This is a genomic window from Caldivirga sp. MU80, assembly GCF_001663375.1.
Lineage (GTDB): Archaea > Thermoproteota > Thermoprotei > Thermoproteales > Thermocladiaceae > Caldivirga.
In genome coordinates, this window is the sequence record NZ_LCTF01000001.1 from 13919 (window position 1) to 26465 (window position 12547).

Below are 12547 nucleotides of genomic sequence, written 5' to 3' on the forward strand. Positions count from 1 at the left end.
TTAATTGGCCGACGCCCAACCGGCCCGCCGGTGACTCCCGGGTTCAAATCCCGGCGGCCCCACCAGGAATCTTTGTTTCAACACTGCTTAATCAATGTTTGAGTGTTTCCCGTGGGTATAGGATGAATAGTGCAGTGGGGTAGGTTTTTATAAAGGTTTTGTGGGGTGTGGGTTTTGATGGGTGTGGGTGGGTTGGTTTGGGTTGTTTTGTTGATTGTATTGGCTGTTATCTTGGTGACAGCTCTAATACTCCCCACAGTGCATGTTGCCAGTAAGCAAGGCACGCCGGCGAAGGCTAACTCCAATGCACCAACGCCAATAAGCCCACCAATTAACACCAGCCTAAATACGCCAATTTACGTCATCGGCCCACAATCACTAACCCAAAGACTAATCAACACCGGCATACCACAATCACTGATTAGGTTCATTACTGTCCACAACTTATCCCTCGTTCCCCCTGGCTCCGTGGTTGTTATTGATTGGGGCTACTTACTGAGTTACCTCGGCAACAACGCATCCTTAGTCATAGACTCGCTGAATCCATTACTTAAGGGTGAGGATTTAGTCATTATTGCTGTTCCAAGCCCAGGCAAGGCACCAATAGCCTTTAACGCATTGGCCATTGCGTGGGCTAGGGCTTACGGTAGTAAATTCACAATGTCTCCAGCAATTGGTGGATTATACGTGGCGGCCTTCGGTAATAACCACAGCCTAATATTCACAGCAAGTTATAGTGCCAAGGGAATAATAGGTTTCGTAAACGAGTACGAGAACATTAGGGAGGCATGGGCTGAGACGGCACAGGAAACTGAGGCAAACCTAAATCTAGGTATTTATGAAGACCAATTAAGCCCAGGCACAAACATGTTAGACCCATGTTTCGGCTCCAACCTTCAAAATGGTACCTATGAATTAGCGTTTGGCTACGTACCCATGTATGATGGTGTAGATTTGCTGGCTTACAGTGATGGAAACGGATCTTTCCTTTATGACACCTGCATTTTCATTCACAAGGATTTAATCAATGCAAGCGGCGTTCTCGAGTATGCCATAAACCCCGCTGTGTGGTTCGCTTACATTCCAAGTAATGCAATAATTAGGAATGGTGGTCGTATACAGTATTTCATTGGTACGTTTGATCACGAGAGCGGTTGGATTGATTACGTGTATCATTACGATAAATATCTAGGAACACCCATAAACTCATACACTGAGTATACTCCTCCCTCGGCAAGTCCATCGTCTACATATGGTGAAGCATCATCGGTGCATGTGATACAGGAAAACACAGGCGGTACTAGTAATTACGCCTTAGTTAATAACACTTGGTATTTCTACTTAAGTGGCCCTGAGATGGTGAATCAACCATACTCGGTTGCTTACGCAGAAGCTGCTACGTGGGCCTTGCCTCAGGGTAATGAGACCTCCCAGACAGCCATTTTGTTTGAGGAGTTTGGTGTGAAGTTATTAACAGCCCGCTTGGTTAAGTTTCAGTTCCTATTTATCTGCTACGTGGAATATGACCACGAGTTTGTATGGACGGACTTCGCGTGGGTGCTCCATTACTCACCTAAGTCCGGCATGAGTGCCAGTGGTTTGATAATTAATCAGCAAAGCCCATACTACGTCAGTGGTATCTCCTCATACAACCAAACTGTGTACGTAGGTTGCCTAACCTAATAAGTAAAACTTAAGATCGAGATGCTTCCTTTCACCTTTACCGCACGGCTCACTGATTATTTAATTCACGCTTACTACCATGACTAGGGCATCGCCATTAAATCATCAAATAAGCCTAATCAATAACCTCATGAGTAATGGGACTCAAGGAACGGATAAATGATGTTTTACTAAAATCCATAGCTTCTCTCCATTTAGATTACCTGCGCTATGGTAATTCATGAAGTGGTTAAGCTAATCAGCCTCAACCTTAGTGCACCTCATGGGCTTGATGCCGCTTAGTACGCGGCTTATTGATTCCCCGTCGTTAATTGAGCATAGGTATGTCTCTACGCCTAGGCTGGATATCTTAATTGCGCTGGTTAACTTATTCGCTAATCCTCCTGTGGCGTCTATGCCACTGTTACCATAGGCAACCCTCATGCTTGGCTTAAACACCCTAATCAACTCACCCCTACCAGGTCCCTTCGTGTAGACGCCGTCAACGTCCATTAGGAATAATGCCTTACTTGGCTTAAGCGCCCTAGCTAACTCAACCATTATGTCGTCACCACTGAGTATGCTAAAGCCAAGTTCATCGTCAATTATAACGTCACCGTACAACATGGGTATGACACTCATGCTAACCAGTCTCCTCATTAGGTGGACTGCGTCGTCACTTAACCTAGGTTCCCGCCCACTACGCATAAACACAGCCCCTGTCCTTAGGGTGTATGTTGGTAACCCAACGCTTGAGAATATTGATGTTATCCTCCCGTTAAGCATGGTTAAGGTTAGTGAGGTTAAGGCCACCCCTATCAACTGCCCCTCATCCCTAATACCCCTATCCAACCCATAGGCCTTAGCCACGGGGTGGGCAAATGAACCACCACCATGTACAATCACCGGCACCATGCCGTGGGACCTTATTAGTAGTGCTAACCTTCGTATTGGTGCCTCGTTGAATGATAGCGGAATAGTCTTATTGCTGAACGCCGACCCCCCAATTTTAATGATGATCATTGAGGCTGTTCTAAGGCCTAGCTTTTAAACAATTCACCATGCGCTTCCCGTTAATGTTTAACCCCCTTGAGGATTAGGTAAATTGCAATGGCTATGGCCGCTACTAGTATCAATACTAGGGTTGTTGATGTGGTTAACCACGCCTGAGAAGGCCTAGGCGCCTTAATGGGGGTAAGCGCCGGTTGCTGGGCACCCGCTATTAGTGAGTATAGTTGAACCATTGCCGCGGTCCATATTTCCACATCATCTGGGTTCACTGAGCTTAGGGGTTGACCCATGGTTATTAGGCCGGTTTCCTGATCCCTATAGGTTAACCAGGTGTTGTTAACGTACTGAAGTAGAAGGTTCCAGTACATCTTGGCTAACGTATTGTTGTTACTTATGGTAATAACCTTCCTGATACTTCTGAAGTATATTGCGTTAAATTCAGGTGGCTGGGAGTATATGGCACCTTGGCTGAAGTAGCTTAGTGATGAGTAAGCCGAGTCCTCAGCTAACTTCAGGTAAGACTCGTTGTGAGTGGCCTCGTATATTGATACTGCGGCCGCTGCTGTGGTGCCCTGGTTGTAGCTCCAAATGGTCTCGTCAATGGTTCCGTCTGGGTTTATGTGGTCGTAATAGAGGTGGCTTGGTGAACCTAGACACTTGTTAACCCAGTTGAGTATCCTAATCGCCCACCTAAGGTAACTCTGGTCACCAGTTATTAAATACAGCTCAGCCGCAGCCTCGGCTGCCGGTGAGTTTGAGCATGTGTTTCTCGATAGGTCACCAACCCTCCAGTATATACCGCCTGGGCATCTTAACGATGAGTTGCTGCTCCACCCGCTGATTATGAAGTTGAATAGCTCCTCAGCCCTATTAAGGTAACTTGTGTTGTTGGTGATCAGGTACATGTCTATTAGGGCTAAGGTAACCCACTCATTATCATCGTAATAAGTGTCTCCACCTGGACCCAGTGGTGGTGTTACCGTTGACTCGTACCCTGATAAGGGATTTATGGGGTTAGCGTAATGGCTTAAACCCGAGTAGTAACTGCTGAAAAGTGTCGTGAAGTTGCCTAGGCCTGGGGTTAATGCCAGGTAGACCACAGCCGACATTACCTGGGAGTATGTCCAAAGACAGCTGTACTTGCCGCATGTTAAGCCTCTGTACAGGTTTAACCCACTTAAGTAGTAATGGGCCTGAAGTGAATTAAATGTTTCAACAGCCCTCTTGGCGTATAACTCCCTTAAGCTTGATGGTACATAGGTATTATTAGTTTCGGTAGCCTTAACAAGCCCCATTGATGTGTATGCAGCTAGCAGCGTCAATATTATTGACGCAACTATCTTTAATGTGAGGGAAGTGTTACGTATCTTGCTGTTACCCATGTGCTGGTTTAGTTAACCCTGCACTTAAAAATCTGCAACCTAAGCTACTCCAGAACCTCACCCACCAGGTTTATTGGTGTGGCGTCGGTCACCTTAACCTTGGTGAAGGAGCCTAGGAAGCCCTTTTCAACAACCACGGGTCTATAGTCCATTAACCTAACCATTAGGCCCTTACCCCTAAACCCCACCGAGCTTACAATGCCCTCGTAAACCCCACCAACGTACTGGAGGTTCCTTGAATAAGCCACTTCAAGGGCAACCTTACTGAGGGTGCTGCTCCTCTGCTTCTTAACCTGGTCAGGGATTTGCCTCATATACGCCGCCTCGGTGAATGGCCTTGGGCTATACCTGGCCACGTGAACCTTATCTATGCTCAAATCTTTAACAAGCCTAACGCTCTCCTCAAAATCCTCCTCAGATTCCCCAGGGTGCCCAACTATAATGTCGGTGGCTATGAAGGTTGTTGGGAAACTCCTCCTAATCAGGTTAACCTCCCATTTAAACAGATCCACATCGTACTTACGCCTCATTAACCTAAGAACCCTATTACTGCCGCTTTGGACTGGTATGTGGAAGAACCTGTAGACTCTCCAGTCACTCTTAATAACGTCAATTAGCCTGTGTATTATTCTTTCAAGTTCAAGGGGCTCGAGCATGCCAAGCCTAATCAGGTACCTTCCATCCACGCCCTTTAGTATTGACTCAAGTAGGTCGACCAAATCGTAGCCCTTATCCTTACCGTACGCTGAAACCTCCTGTCCAGTTAGGTAAATTTCCCTAGCACCCCTGGCCACGGCCTTAGCTACGTACTCCTTAACCATGCCTAGGTCAGCGCTCCTAACCCAACCCATACCACCCCTCGTGTACTTGACCACGCAGTATGTGCAGTTACCTAGGCAACCAACTTGAATGGGCACCACGTAAATGTGTCCAATCCCATTGAACTGGGGTATCCTAGCCATGGTGCGTTCACTCGGCTCCTCACCACCCTGAAGAACCCTTGCAGCGTTCTCAACAGCGTTAGGCGTTAGTAGCTGGACGTTGGGGGCTATCTTCACTATCTCACTGGGTCTGGCCTTAGTTAGGCACCCGGCTACCATCAGTCTCTTACCTAACCTGTAGTACCTCTCAATAGCCTTAAGCTCCCTAGCCTCTGAATCCTCCCTAACTGCGCATGTATTAATCACTATTAAATCAGCCTTAACTGGGTCGTCAACCTTAACGTACCCCATCTTACCCAAATCCTCCTCTATCAAGGCTGAGTCGGCCTTGTTAAGCCAGCAGCCGTAGGTCTCGATATAGTACGTGGGCACGTTACCACATGCCTAAACCAGCTTTAAAAAACTTGACAGTAGGGTTAACGGCAAGTCGACTCTGACTTAAACAATGGCGTTAAATAGCTTTATTGCCTTTATCCTTACAAGGAGCATTACTTTATAGACCTTGTAACCTTAACTTCATAAGCCTCCCTGACCACTGCGCCTCCTTTTCTCAACTCGTCCACGGCCTTTTCGAACAAGCCATCCTTGGCCTCATAGATTAACAGTGCCATTGCTAAGTCTTCGCTCACGGTATATAGGTATGTTAGGACTAGGTTTAGGCCCAGTTCAGCAAGTGAGGAGGCTAGCCTCGCCAAGGCACCGGGCCTATTGGGAAGGGCTATGAAGAAGATGAAGACACCACTGGGTGAGGCCAAGATACTCCTATACACGTGGCCAAAGACATTACTGACCTCGCCAAGGATTGTGCTTAATGATTCTGGGCTATTTGCAAATCTAATAGCCGACATACACGTGCCTGTGGTTTATGCTAATTTAAGGTTTTCGCTGTTTTTATCTTAGGCAAAAATAGTTACTGATTTTATTCTAGGCCTAACAGCAAGCATATTTTTACATTATCTTAGGTTAAATTTTAACATTATAAGGTCGCTTACTCAGCTACCTCAAGTACTTGTCCTCACCCCTAAGCCAATCCTCCCTAATTGGACTATAGACATCTATTACTATTGAGTCTTCAAGTACCTCAACCTCGTGCTCCACGTTGGGTGGTATGTAAACCACATCACCATCACTTGCCACGTACTCTTCATCACCAACCCTGAACCTTAACCTACCCGTCAGTACTATCGAGAATTGCTCATTGATGTGGGAATGCCTCCTCACCCTAGCCCCCTTCTTAAAGGTGAAGTGGGCTATGGTAACCCTCTCACCATTAATATACTTCCTTGTGGTTAGTTCATTAACCGCCTCCCCCTTAATGCTGCCTAACCTGTACAACGGCATTTTTAGTGGGCCCAGTGCAGGCAATTAAACTTAACCTCACAGCTTCGCTTGGTTGACAATTTCCATGCCCCTACTCACCCTATCCCCAATACTATAGCTCACGTGTCTAACGTCAAGCTGATTAAACCTGTAGCCGCAGTATGGGCACCTCCCACCCGTCCTCTTAATGAGTAGCTCCCAGACCTCACTATAGGGTCTTAATCTCCTAAAGACCATTACAACCCTGCCGCAGTTTACGCAATACAGTATTATGGCCATGTGTCGGTGACCCTTTGGTGATATTTAAGGCTATCGTCACCATATCTAACAGGAAATACTGAAGTAATATCACATGCATTAACAGTACGCTACTTAAGCATCGTTTTAATTAACTATGAAGCTTATCGACTCTTTACCACCAACCCTAATGCCACTTCCAACCCTCGCCAGGAGTATGTTGCCCATGACGTTAATGTCACCTGGCATGCGAACCTCAACCACCTTACCAGGTAGCCACCAAAGTATGTCGTAGGGGTACTCTGTGACCTCCTCCTCATATTCATCATCGTAGGTGTTTAAACCACTCCTTAAAGGACCCCTGAAGGTTATTAGGAATTCTATGAATGGTGTGCTTATGGTCATTAAACCGACGTTAACGTGAATGACCCTAGCCCTCACCCTCTCCCCATTAATCCTGATAACCTCCTCATCTAGGAACTGCTGCATGTTACGTCTCAGCATGTTAAGCTCCCTCTTAAGCTCCTCCTTGGATAAGCCTGCATAGTAGTGGTCAGGGTCTGTGTAGAAGAAGACCGTGTACTGCTTAACAACCCCCTGCGTATCCATGCTGAAGAAACCCTTAGCGTAAATAGGCTTAACCCTCTCCGACATTAAGTTACCTCACCGTCTCTCTGGAGGTGGTGGAGGCTTGATGCCTCTACCGTCCTCTTCTTGGTGGTCTTCCTGGGGCTGCTTACCGTAGTGGCTCCCCGCCCGTCGCCGAGGGTTCCCAGCCTCTGTGGGTCTTGGGATCCCAGGGGCACAATTAAGAGTGTTAAGGTTAGGTTAAAAACCTAACCGGAGATTAACCATCAACAGAAATAAACACTACAAAATGATTATGAAAACCGAAACAGCCCAATTCTTAATAAGGATTTAATCGCCCTAACTTAAGCTCAACCCCTTAGCATTTTTAATCCAGGGGCTTTGCCTCAACTATGAAGAACTGCTCGTTGCCGCACTGCCTCCGCTCAATCACCTTAACAACCTTAACCTTACTTGGTAATGCCCCAGTGGGGCATGGGTAGCAGGTGCACCATGACTTGTCGAAGGAGGTCACAACCCCCTCAATTACGTAGGGTAACTTAACTGGTAGTATCAGGTTCTCCTCTTCCACGACCACGGGCACCATTTCATCGCCGTTGAGTAGGCACCTGTATGGTGACGGGTACTTAAGTGGCCTCACCTCAATTATCCTATAAACCCTACCTGGCTTCAACCTACCCATACATATGTCGTATAACTTGCACCTGCCGCAATCCTCAGGTATCTTAAATACCCTGAAGCTTCCATTAACCCTGGCCTGTGGTTTACTCACTAATGTAACTATGGCCACTGCGGATTATAGCTGGGTAGATTAAAAAGCGTTAATCACCGTTTACCAGTTAAGGAACTGGTTATTAACGCCACGGCCATGTTTAACTCATCAGGGTTGTCATCGATGATGGTTACGGCGTAGTCGTTAAGCCTGAAGTTTATTATGAAACCTTTATCCGACTGTATTAAGGTGTAAATATGCCTGTGGTTACCTGCCATTAGGTTAGACATCTCCTTAACGTAAGTACTACCCAAGGCAGCCAGGGTGGCGGTTAAGGCAGCCCACTTATCAGGATCCCCTGCACCAATGTAGCTAACCAGAAGGCCGTCTAGGCTAGCCACGTAGATTCCCACAAGATTCTTAAGCCTGGCCTTGACACTATTAATTAGGTCAATATCAATGCTGCCGACACCCTGACCAATTATATTCATTGGTGACATTAATTGCTCGTCAAAAATAGCCTTTTTAAAGATGCCTCCATGACCTAGTGTGCACCCTAAATTAACCCAACAGTGTTAGTGTTTAATAAGGAGTAACCAGGCTGTACTGGAGTTAGTGAGGTTAAATGGGGGTTGATGAGGCGATTAAGAGGGCGGTTGAGGCCAACGTACCTAGGACTATGAGTATACTTGAGAAGTACCCCTACGTAACTGAACTAGCCAAAGAGCTCAGGAGGGCTAAGGAGGAGGTCATTAGAAATCTCGATTACTACGTCGATAAGACCATTAAGTCCCTTGAGGCCATTGGGGCTAGGGCTTACCTGGCTAGGGATGGTGAGGAGGCCAGGAGTATAATCAGTGGTATTGTGGGTAAGGGTAAGGTGATAGTCCTCGGTAAGACCATGGTTGGGGCTGAGATTGGGCTTAGGGAGTACTTAACCAGCATTGGTAATGAGGTTTGGGAAACCGACCTAGGTGAATTCCTCCTCCAGTTGACTGGGGATAAGCCAACGCACATAGTAGCCCCGGCGCTCCACATGACTAGGGAGAGGGCTGCTGAGGTGATTAAAAGGAAACTTGGCATTAACGTTAAGGCTGATCCCTCGGAGATAGCCCAGGCGGCCAGGAGGTTTCTTAGGGATAAGTTCTTTAGGGCGGACTTCGGGATAACTGGGGCCAATGCGGTTGCTGCTGATACGGGGGCTGTGCTGTTGATTGAGAATGAGGGTAACATAAGGTTCACCACCGTGTCACCACCAGTCCATATAGTGCTGACGGGTATTGAGAAGATTGTGCCGACTCTTCACCATGCAATGATGGAGGTCCTTGTTCAAAGCGCCTACGCCGGCCTATATCCACCAACTTACGTTAACCTGGTGGCTGGCCCATCATCAACCGCTGATGTTGAACAGACCAGGGTATCCCCATCCCATGGGCCTAGGGAGGTTCACGTTATTCTACTTGACAACGGTAGGTCTAAGGCTGCTAAGGATGAACTGCTCTGGGAGGCCCTACTATGCATAAGGTGCGGTAGGTGCCACTTCCACTGCCCAGTCTACAGGGCACTGGATGGTTCATGGGGGGAGTCACCCTACGTAGGGCCAATGGGGGTCATGTGGACGGCCATAGTTTACGGAATAGAGAAGGCAGGTCCACACGCAATGCTCTGCATGCACGCGGGTACATGCCGCGAGGCCTGCCCAATGAAGATAAACATACCTGAAATCATCCAAGGCATTAAGGCCAGGTACGTGAGACTAATGGGCAATGGGGGGATGGTTCATGAGGATCGCCGGTAAGAATGAGATTTCAGGTAACATAATGTCAATAGTGATGAATAGGGATGGAATAGGGTTAGGTAGGATCTTCTACGGTGAGTATGTTGAGGGTGGATTAATTGGTGAAGCCGGTAAACTACTAAGTAGTGTATGGGACTTTGGAGGTGTAAGGAGGCGTTGGGGTAACGGGGCCAGTGAATTCGCCTCAATCTACGGTGACTTAGCAATATACGTGCTGAGGGGTTATAATGGAACCCTTAAGGGTATGTTTAAGGTTAGGGGCTTCGGTGGTGCTAACGAGCTTAATGATGGGTCGATTGACGTTAAGCATGAGGGTGGCGTATTTAGGATTAAGCCAAGTCAAGGAGTCGAAGTCAACATAGCCGGCGATGGCTTTGAGATTAAGGTCAACACCAGTGGTGAGTTTAAGGTTGCCTTCGCCGGGGGAGATTACGTAAATAGCATTGACAGTGCGCTAAGGGATGAGGGCTACGTTGAGACTAGGAGGAGGTATTGGCTAAATGCACTGATGAACGGCGTTGATGGACGGTATTTAAGGACTGATTTAATGAGACTGTGCTGGTACGTTATATTGACCAATAGGTGCGTCGTTAAGAACCACCCAGCGCTAAGGTTGCCATTCAACATGCCCAGTAAGTACGTTTTTAGGCACCAGTGGCTGTGGGACTCATCATTCCACGCAATAGTGTTGAGGCACTACGACCCGAGAACAGCCATGGAGGAGTTAGAGAATCTACTCCTAAACCAGAAGCCTGATGGTAGGATACCGCATGAAATATTCATGTCGAAGGAGGCCTGTAGATCCTTCTGGGGCATTGACGATTACTCACCCTGGACAACCCAACCCCCAGTCCTGGCCGTTGCGGTTGACGCGGTGCTCTCTAAAGCCTGGAACAGCGAGTTCGCTGAGAGGGCCTTAAAGGTGCTGGTTAAGTATGATGAGTGGTTTAGGGCTGGTAGGGACGTTGACTCGGATTACCTGTACTCTTACCTTGACCCCTTGGAGAGTGGCTGGGATGATAGCCCCAGGTGGGATGAGGCTATAGGCATGTTTAAGGCTAACCCTGGGCGTTATGGGAAGTACGGTAAATTAACCATGGCCCCGGTGGAGGCTGTTGATCTAAACAGCCTGATTTACCTTCAAAGGAGGGTTATCGCAAAGTTGGCTAGAAGGCTTGGTGATCCTGGGCTTGCCGATGAGTACGATGACTTAGCTGATAAGACCGCTGAATCCATAAGGAGGGTCATGTGGAGTGATGTGGATGGCTTCTTCTACGACGCCTACGAGGAGGACCACAGGTTGATTAAGGTTAAGACACCTGCGGCTTTCTTAACCCTATTCGCCGGGGTGGCAACGGCTGAGCAGGCGGAGAGGCTGGTTAGCCACTTGTTCAATGTGAGGGAGTTTTGGACCACATTCCCGTTACCCAGCGTCAGTGCTGATGAGAAGACCTACGACCCAACAGGCTACTGGAGGGGTAGGGCCTGGTTAAACCTAGTCTGGTTCACCTACCATGGGTTAAGGAACTACGGCTACTTCAATGAGGCTTCGAGACTGCTTAATAGGGTTATTGAGGTGATGAGCAGTAGCATGACGTGTAATGAAAATTACAACAGCCGCACCGGTGAGCCAATGGGTGCAACTGACTTCGGCTGGTCAACGTTAGTGTTAGATATGGTTATTAGCGAGGCGGGTTCCTAGAGCTTGGCTTCATCGCTCTTTTTCCCTCCCAGTGCCGTCTACGGGGCTGACTCCCTTCGAGGACACGGGGGAGTTTCATTGGGTGTCTCCCTCTGCCTCGCGACTGCTCATCGGCTTCACAGTGGCACTCTCCAATTAAAAATCCGAAAGAAACACATTATAAACCCTCCGCCACCTACTTAACAGCATTAAAGAGACTTAGAGGTAATCAAAAACAATGATATAGTCATGTAAAATGTTACAGGCTGAAATTCCCTTTACTTAAATCGTTATGGCATCTTTGCTAATTTAAAGAAGCTAAATAGGGCTTAATAGATACATACTGAATAACCTTTATTAACACCCCCTCCTCTGAATTCTAAAGAGGAGGCGGGAATTGTGAGCACCCACACCTGCGATAGGGGTGAACTGGAGAACGCGATTAACCAGTTGATAATGGATGATTTAGTTAATAATATTCAAAACATAAGCCCTAACGAGATTAGGGTATTAGCATCCTTTGCTAAGGACGACTTCATAATCTACATCAGGACTCTCCACGGGGGTGGGTCCCTGAACTACCTATGTAGACTTTATAGGAGGGGTAAGCTAAGTGATTTCATTAATGAGTGGGTTAGCCTATGGATAGTTAAGTGGAGGCAGAGGGTTAAGTTAATGTTCCGTGAGGACCAGGAGATGCAGGAGGCCGCAGACCTAGATGACCTAAAGATGATTGGCAAGAGGGTGGTGGGTAAAATAAGTAGGATCATTAGGAGGGCCTTAATTGAAAACAACGAAATATGTGGTATTGATGCAGTCTCCAATTACCTAACCGTGCAGTTCCTAAGGGAGTTAATAGACCTATACGGCGTGACCAAGGTCCGTGAAATGATTAAGACAAGTGACCCCAATGTACTGTCATACGTGGTTTCCAGGGTTAGTGACATTGCCAGGTCACAGCAGCCACTGGTCATACTGTTCCTCAAGATAGATGAGAGGAGGCAATTATTCATGTATTAGTAGGTTCATGGGTTAGGTTAGTTTGCGTTTAACTGCCTGACCTTAACGCCGTAATGCCTAAGGCGCTCTGCATTAGTTGGGTGCTCCCTAATTATGACTATCCATGGGTTATCCCTAAAACTATTAGTGTACTTATCCACATTACTCAGGCAATTAAGGCCTACTTCAGTGTAATGGTTAAAATAACTATTAGCC

14 protein-coding genes are annotated in these 12547 nt (G+C 47.2%); 4 read left to right on the top strand and 10 right to left on the bottom strand.

Annotation, left to right across the window (positions count from 1 at the left end; genetic code table 11):
* Positions 1-177: 177 nt before the first annotated feature.
* Positions 178-1683, top strand: coding sequence for a hypothetical protein (locus AAX04_RS00105; protein WP_066792541.1), 1506 nt, complete (start codon positions 178-180; stop codon positions 1681-1683).
* A gap of 234 nt (positions 1684-1917) precedes the next feature.
* Here the strand turns inward: AAX04_RS00105 and AAX04_RS00110 are convergent, their stop codons facing one another.
* The 9 genes from AAX04_RS00110 to AAX04_RS00150 all read right to left on the bottom strand — a co-directional run bounded on the left by AAX04_RS00110 (position 1918) and on the right by AAX04_RS00150 (position 8344).
* Positions 1918-2685 carry an isopentenyl phosphate kinase gene (locus AAX04_RS00110; protein ID WP_066792542.1) on the bottom strand — a complete coding sequence of 256 codons (768 nt, stop codon included), beginning with the start codon at positions 2683-2685 and terminating at the stop codon, positions 1918-1920.
* Positions 2686-2735: 50 nt separating this feature from the next.
* Positions 2736-4055, bottom strand: coding sequence for a glycoside hydrolase family 76 protein (locus AAX04_RS00115; protein ID WP_066792543.1), 1320 nt, complete (start codon positions 4053-4055; stop codon positions 2736-2738).
* Between the two features lie 44 nt (positions 4056-4099).
* Positions 4100-5368 (bottom strand): tRNA (N(6)-L-threonylcarbamoyladenosine(37)-C(2))-methylthiotransferase, encoded by a 1269-nt coding sequence (locus AAX04_RS00120; RefSeq protein WP_066792545.1) that lies wholly within the window; start codon positions 5366-5368, stop codon positions 4100-4102.
* A gap of 116 nt (positions 5369-5484) precedes the next feature.
* The gene (locus AAX04_RS00125) at positions 5485-5844 is read right to left on the bottom strand and encodes a hypothetical protein (protein WP_066792546.1); all 360 of its coding nucleotides are present in this window, start codon (positions 5842-5844) and stop codon (positions 5485-5487) included.
* A gap of 148 nt (positions 5845-5992) precedes the next feature.
* Positions 5993-6337 carry a cupin domain-containing protein gene (locus tag AAX04_RS00130; RefSeq protein WP_066792547.1) on the bottom strand — a complete coding sequence of 115 codons (345 nt, stop codon included), beginning with the start codon at positions 6335-6337 and terminating at the stop codon, positions 5993-5995.
* Positions 6338-6373: 36 nt separating this feature from the next.
* Positions 6374-6595, bottom strand: coding sequence for a hypothetical protein (locus AAX04_RS00135; RefSeq protein ID WP_066792552.1), 222 nt, complete (start codon positions 6593-6595; stop codon positions 6374-6376).
* Positions 6596-6700: 105 nt separating this feature from the next.
* Positions 6701-7207 (bottom strand): hypothetical protein, encoded by a 507-nt coding sequence (locus AAX04_RS00140; protein ID WP_066792560.1) that lies wholly within the window; start codon positions 7205-7207, stop codon positions 6701-6703.
* A gap of 301 nt (positions 7208-7508) precedes the next feature.
* Positions 7509-7931: a UPF0179 family protein gene (locus tag AAX04_RS00145; RefSeq protein WP_066792565.1), complete on the bottom strand. Its 423-nt coding sequence runs from the start codon at positions 7929-7931 to the stop codon at positions 7509-7511.
* 35 nt (positions 7932-7966) lie between these two features.
* Entirely contained in the window at positions 7967-8344 is a 378-nt protein-coding gene (locus tag AAX04_RS00150) for a roadblock/LC7 domain-containing protein (protein ID WP_162270093.1), read from the bottom strand.
* A 134-nt stretch (positions 8345-8478) separates the two neighbouring features.
* Between AAX04_RS00150 and AAX04_RS00155 the strand changes: the two genes are divergently transcribed.
* The 3 genes from AAX04_RS00155 (at position 8479) to AAX04_RS00165 (ending at position 12352) form a co-directional block, all read left to right on the top strand.
* Positions 8479-9651, top strand: coding sequence for an LUD domain-containing protein (locus AAX04_RS00155; RefSeq protein WP_066792569.1), 1173 nt, complete (start codon positions 8479-8481; stop codon positions 9649-9651).
* Complete coding sequence (locus AAX04_RS00160; RefSeq protein WP_162270094.1) at positions 9635-11353, top strand: amylo-alpha-1,6-glucosidase; 1719 nt, start codon at positions 9635-9637, stop codon at positions 11351-11353. The genes AAX04_RS00155 and AAX04_RS00160 overlap by 17 nt, the downstream gene beginning before the upstream one ends.
* 378 nt (positions 11354-11731) lie before the next feature.
* Positions 11732-12352, top strand: coding sequence for a hypothetical protein (locus AAX04_RS00165; RefSeq protein ID WP_066792573.1), 621 nt, complete (start codon positions 11732-11734; stop codon positions 12350-12352).
* Between the two features lie 17 nt (positions 12353-12369).
* Here AAX04_RS00165 and AAX04_RS12445 read toward each other — a convergent pair whose 3' ends face one another.
* The gene (locus AAX04_RS12445) at positions 12370-12492 is read right to left on the bottom strand and encodes a hypothetical protein (RefSeq protein WP_255363387.1); all 123 of its coding nucleotides are present in this window, start codon (positions 12490-12492) and stop codon (positions 12370-12372) included.
* Between the last annotated feature and the right edge of the window lie 55 nt (positions 12493-12547).

Bases quoted from the DNA above. Each gene is read 5' to 3' on its own strand.
- AAX04_RS00105 (WP_066792541.1), top strand. From the start codon at position 178: ATGGGTGTGGGTGGGTTGGTTTGGGTTGTTTTGTTGATTGTATTGGCT.
- AAX04_RS00135 (WP_066792552.1), bottom strand. From the start codon at position 6,595: ATGGCCATAATACTGTATTGCGTAAACTGCGGCAGGGTTGTAATGGTC.
- AAX04_RS00130 (WP_066792547.1), bottom strand. From the start codon at position 6,337: ATGCCGTTGTACAGGTTAGGCAGCATTAAGGGGGAGGCGGTTAATGAA.
- AAX04_RS00155 (WP_066792569.1), top strand. From the start codon at position 8,479: ATGGGGGTTGATGAGGCGATTAAGAGGGCGGTTGAGGCCAACGTACCT.
- AAX04_RS00150 (WP_162270093.1), bottom strand. From the start codon at position 8,344: ATGAATATAATTGGTCAGGGTGTCGGCAGCATTGATATTGACCTAATT.
- AAX04_RS00115 (WP_066792543.1), bottom strand. From the start codon at position 4,055: ATGGGTAACAGCAAGATACGTAACACTTCCCTCACATTAAAGATAGTT.
- AAX04_RS00160 (WP_162270094.1), top strand. From the start codon at position 9,635: ATGAGGATCGCCGGTAAGAATGAGATTTCAGGTAACATAATGTCAATA.
- AAX04_RS00125 (WP_066792546.1), bottom strand. From the start codon at position 5,844: ATGTCGGCTATTAGATTTGCAAATAGCCCAGAATCATTAAGCACAATC.
- AAX04_RS00140 (WP_066792560.1), bottom strand. From the start codon at position 7,207: ATGTCGGAGAGGGTTAAGCCTATTTACGCTAAGGGTTTCTTCAGCATG.
- AAX04_RS00110 (WP_066792542.1), bottom strand. From the start codon at position 2,685: ATGATCATCATTAAAATTGGGGGGTCGGCGTTCAGCAATAAGACTATT.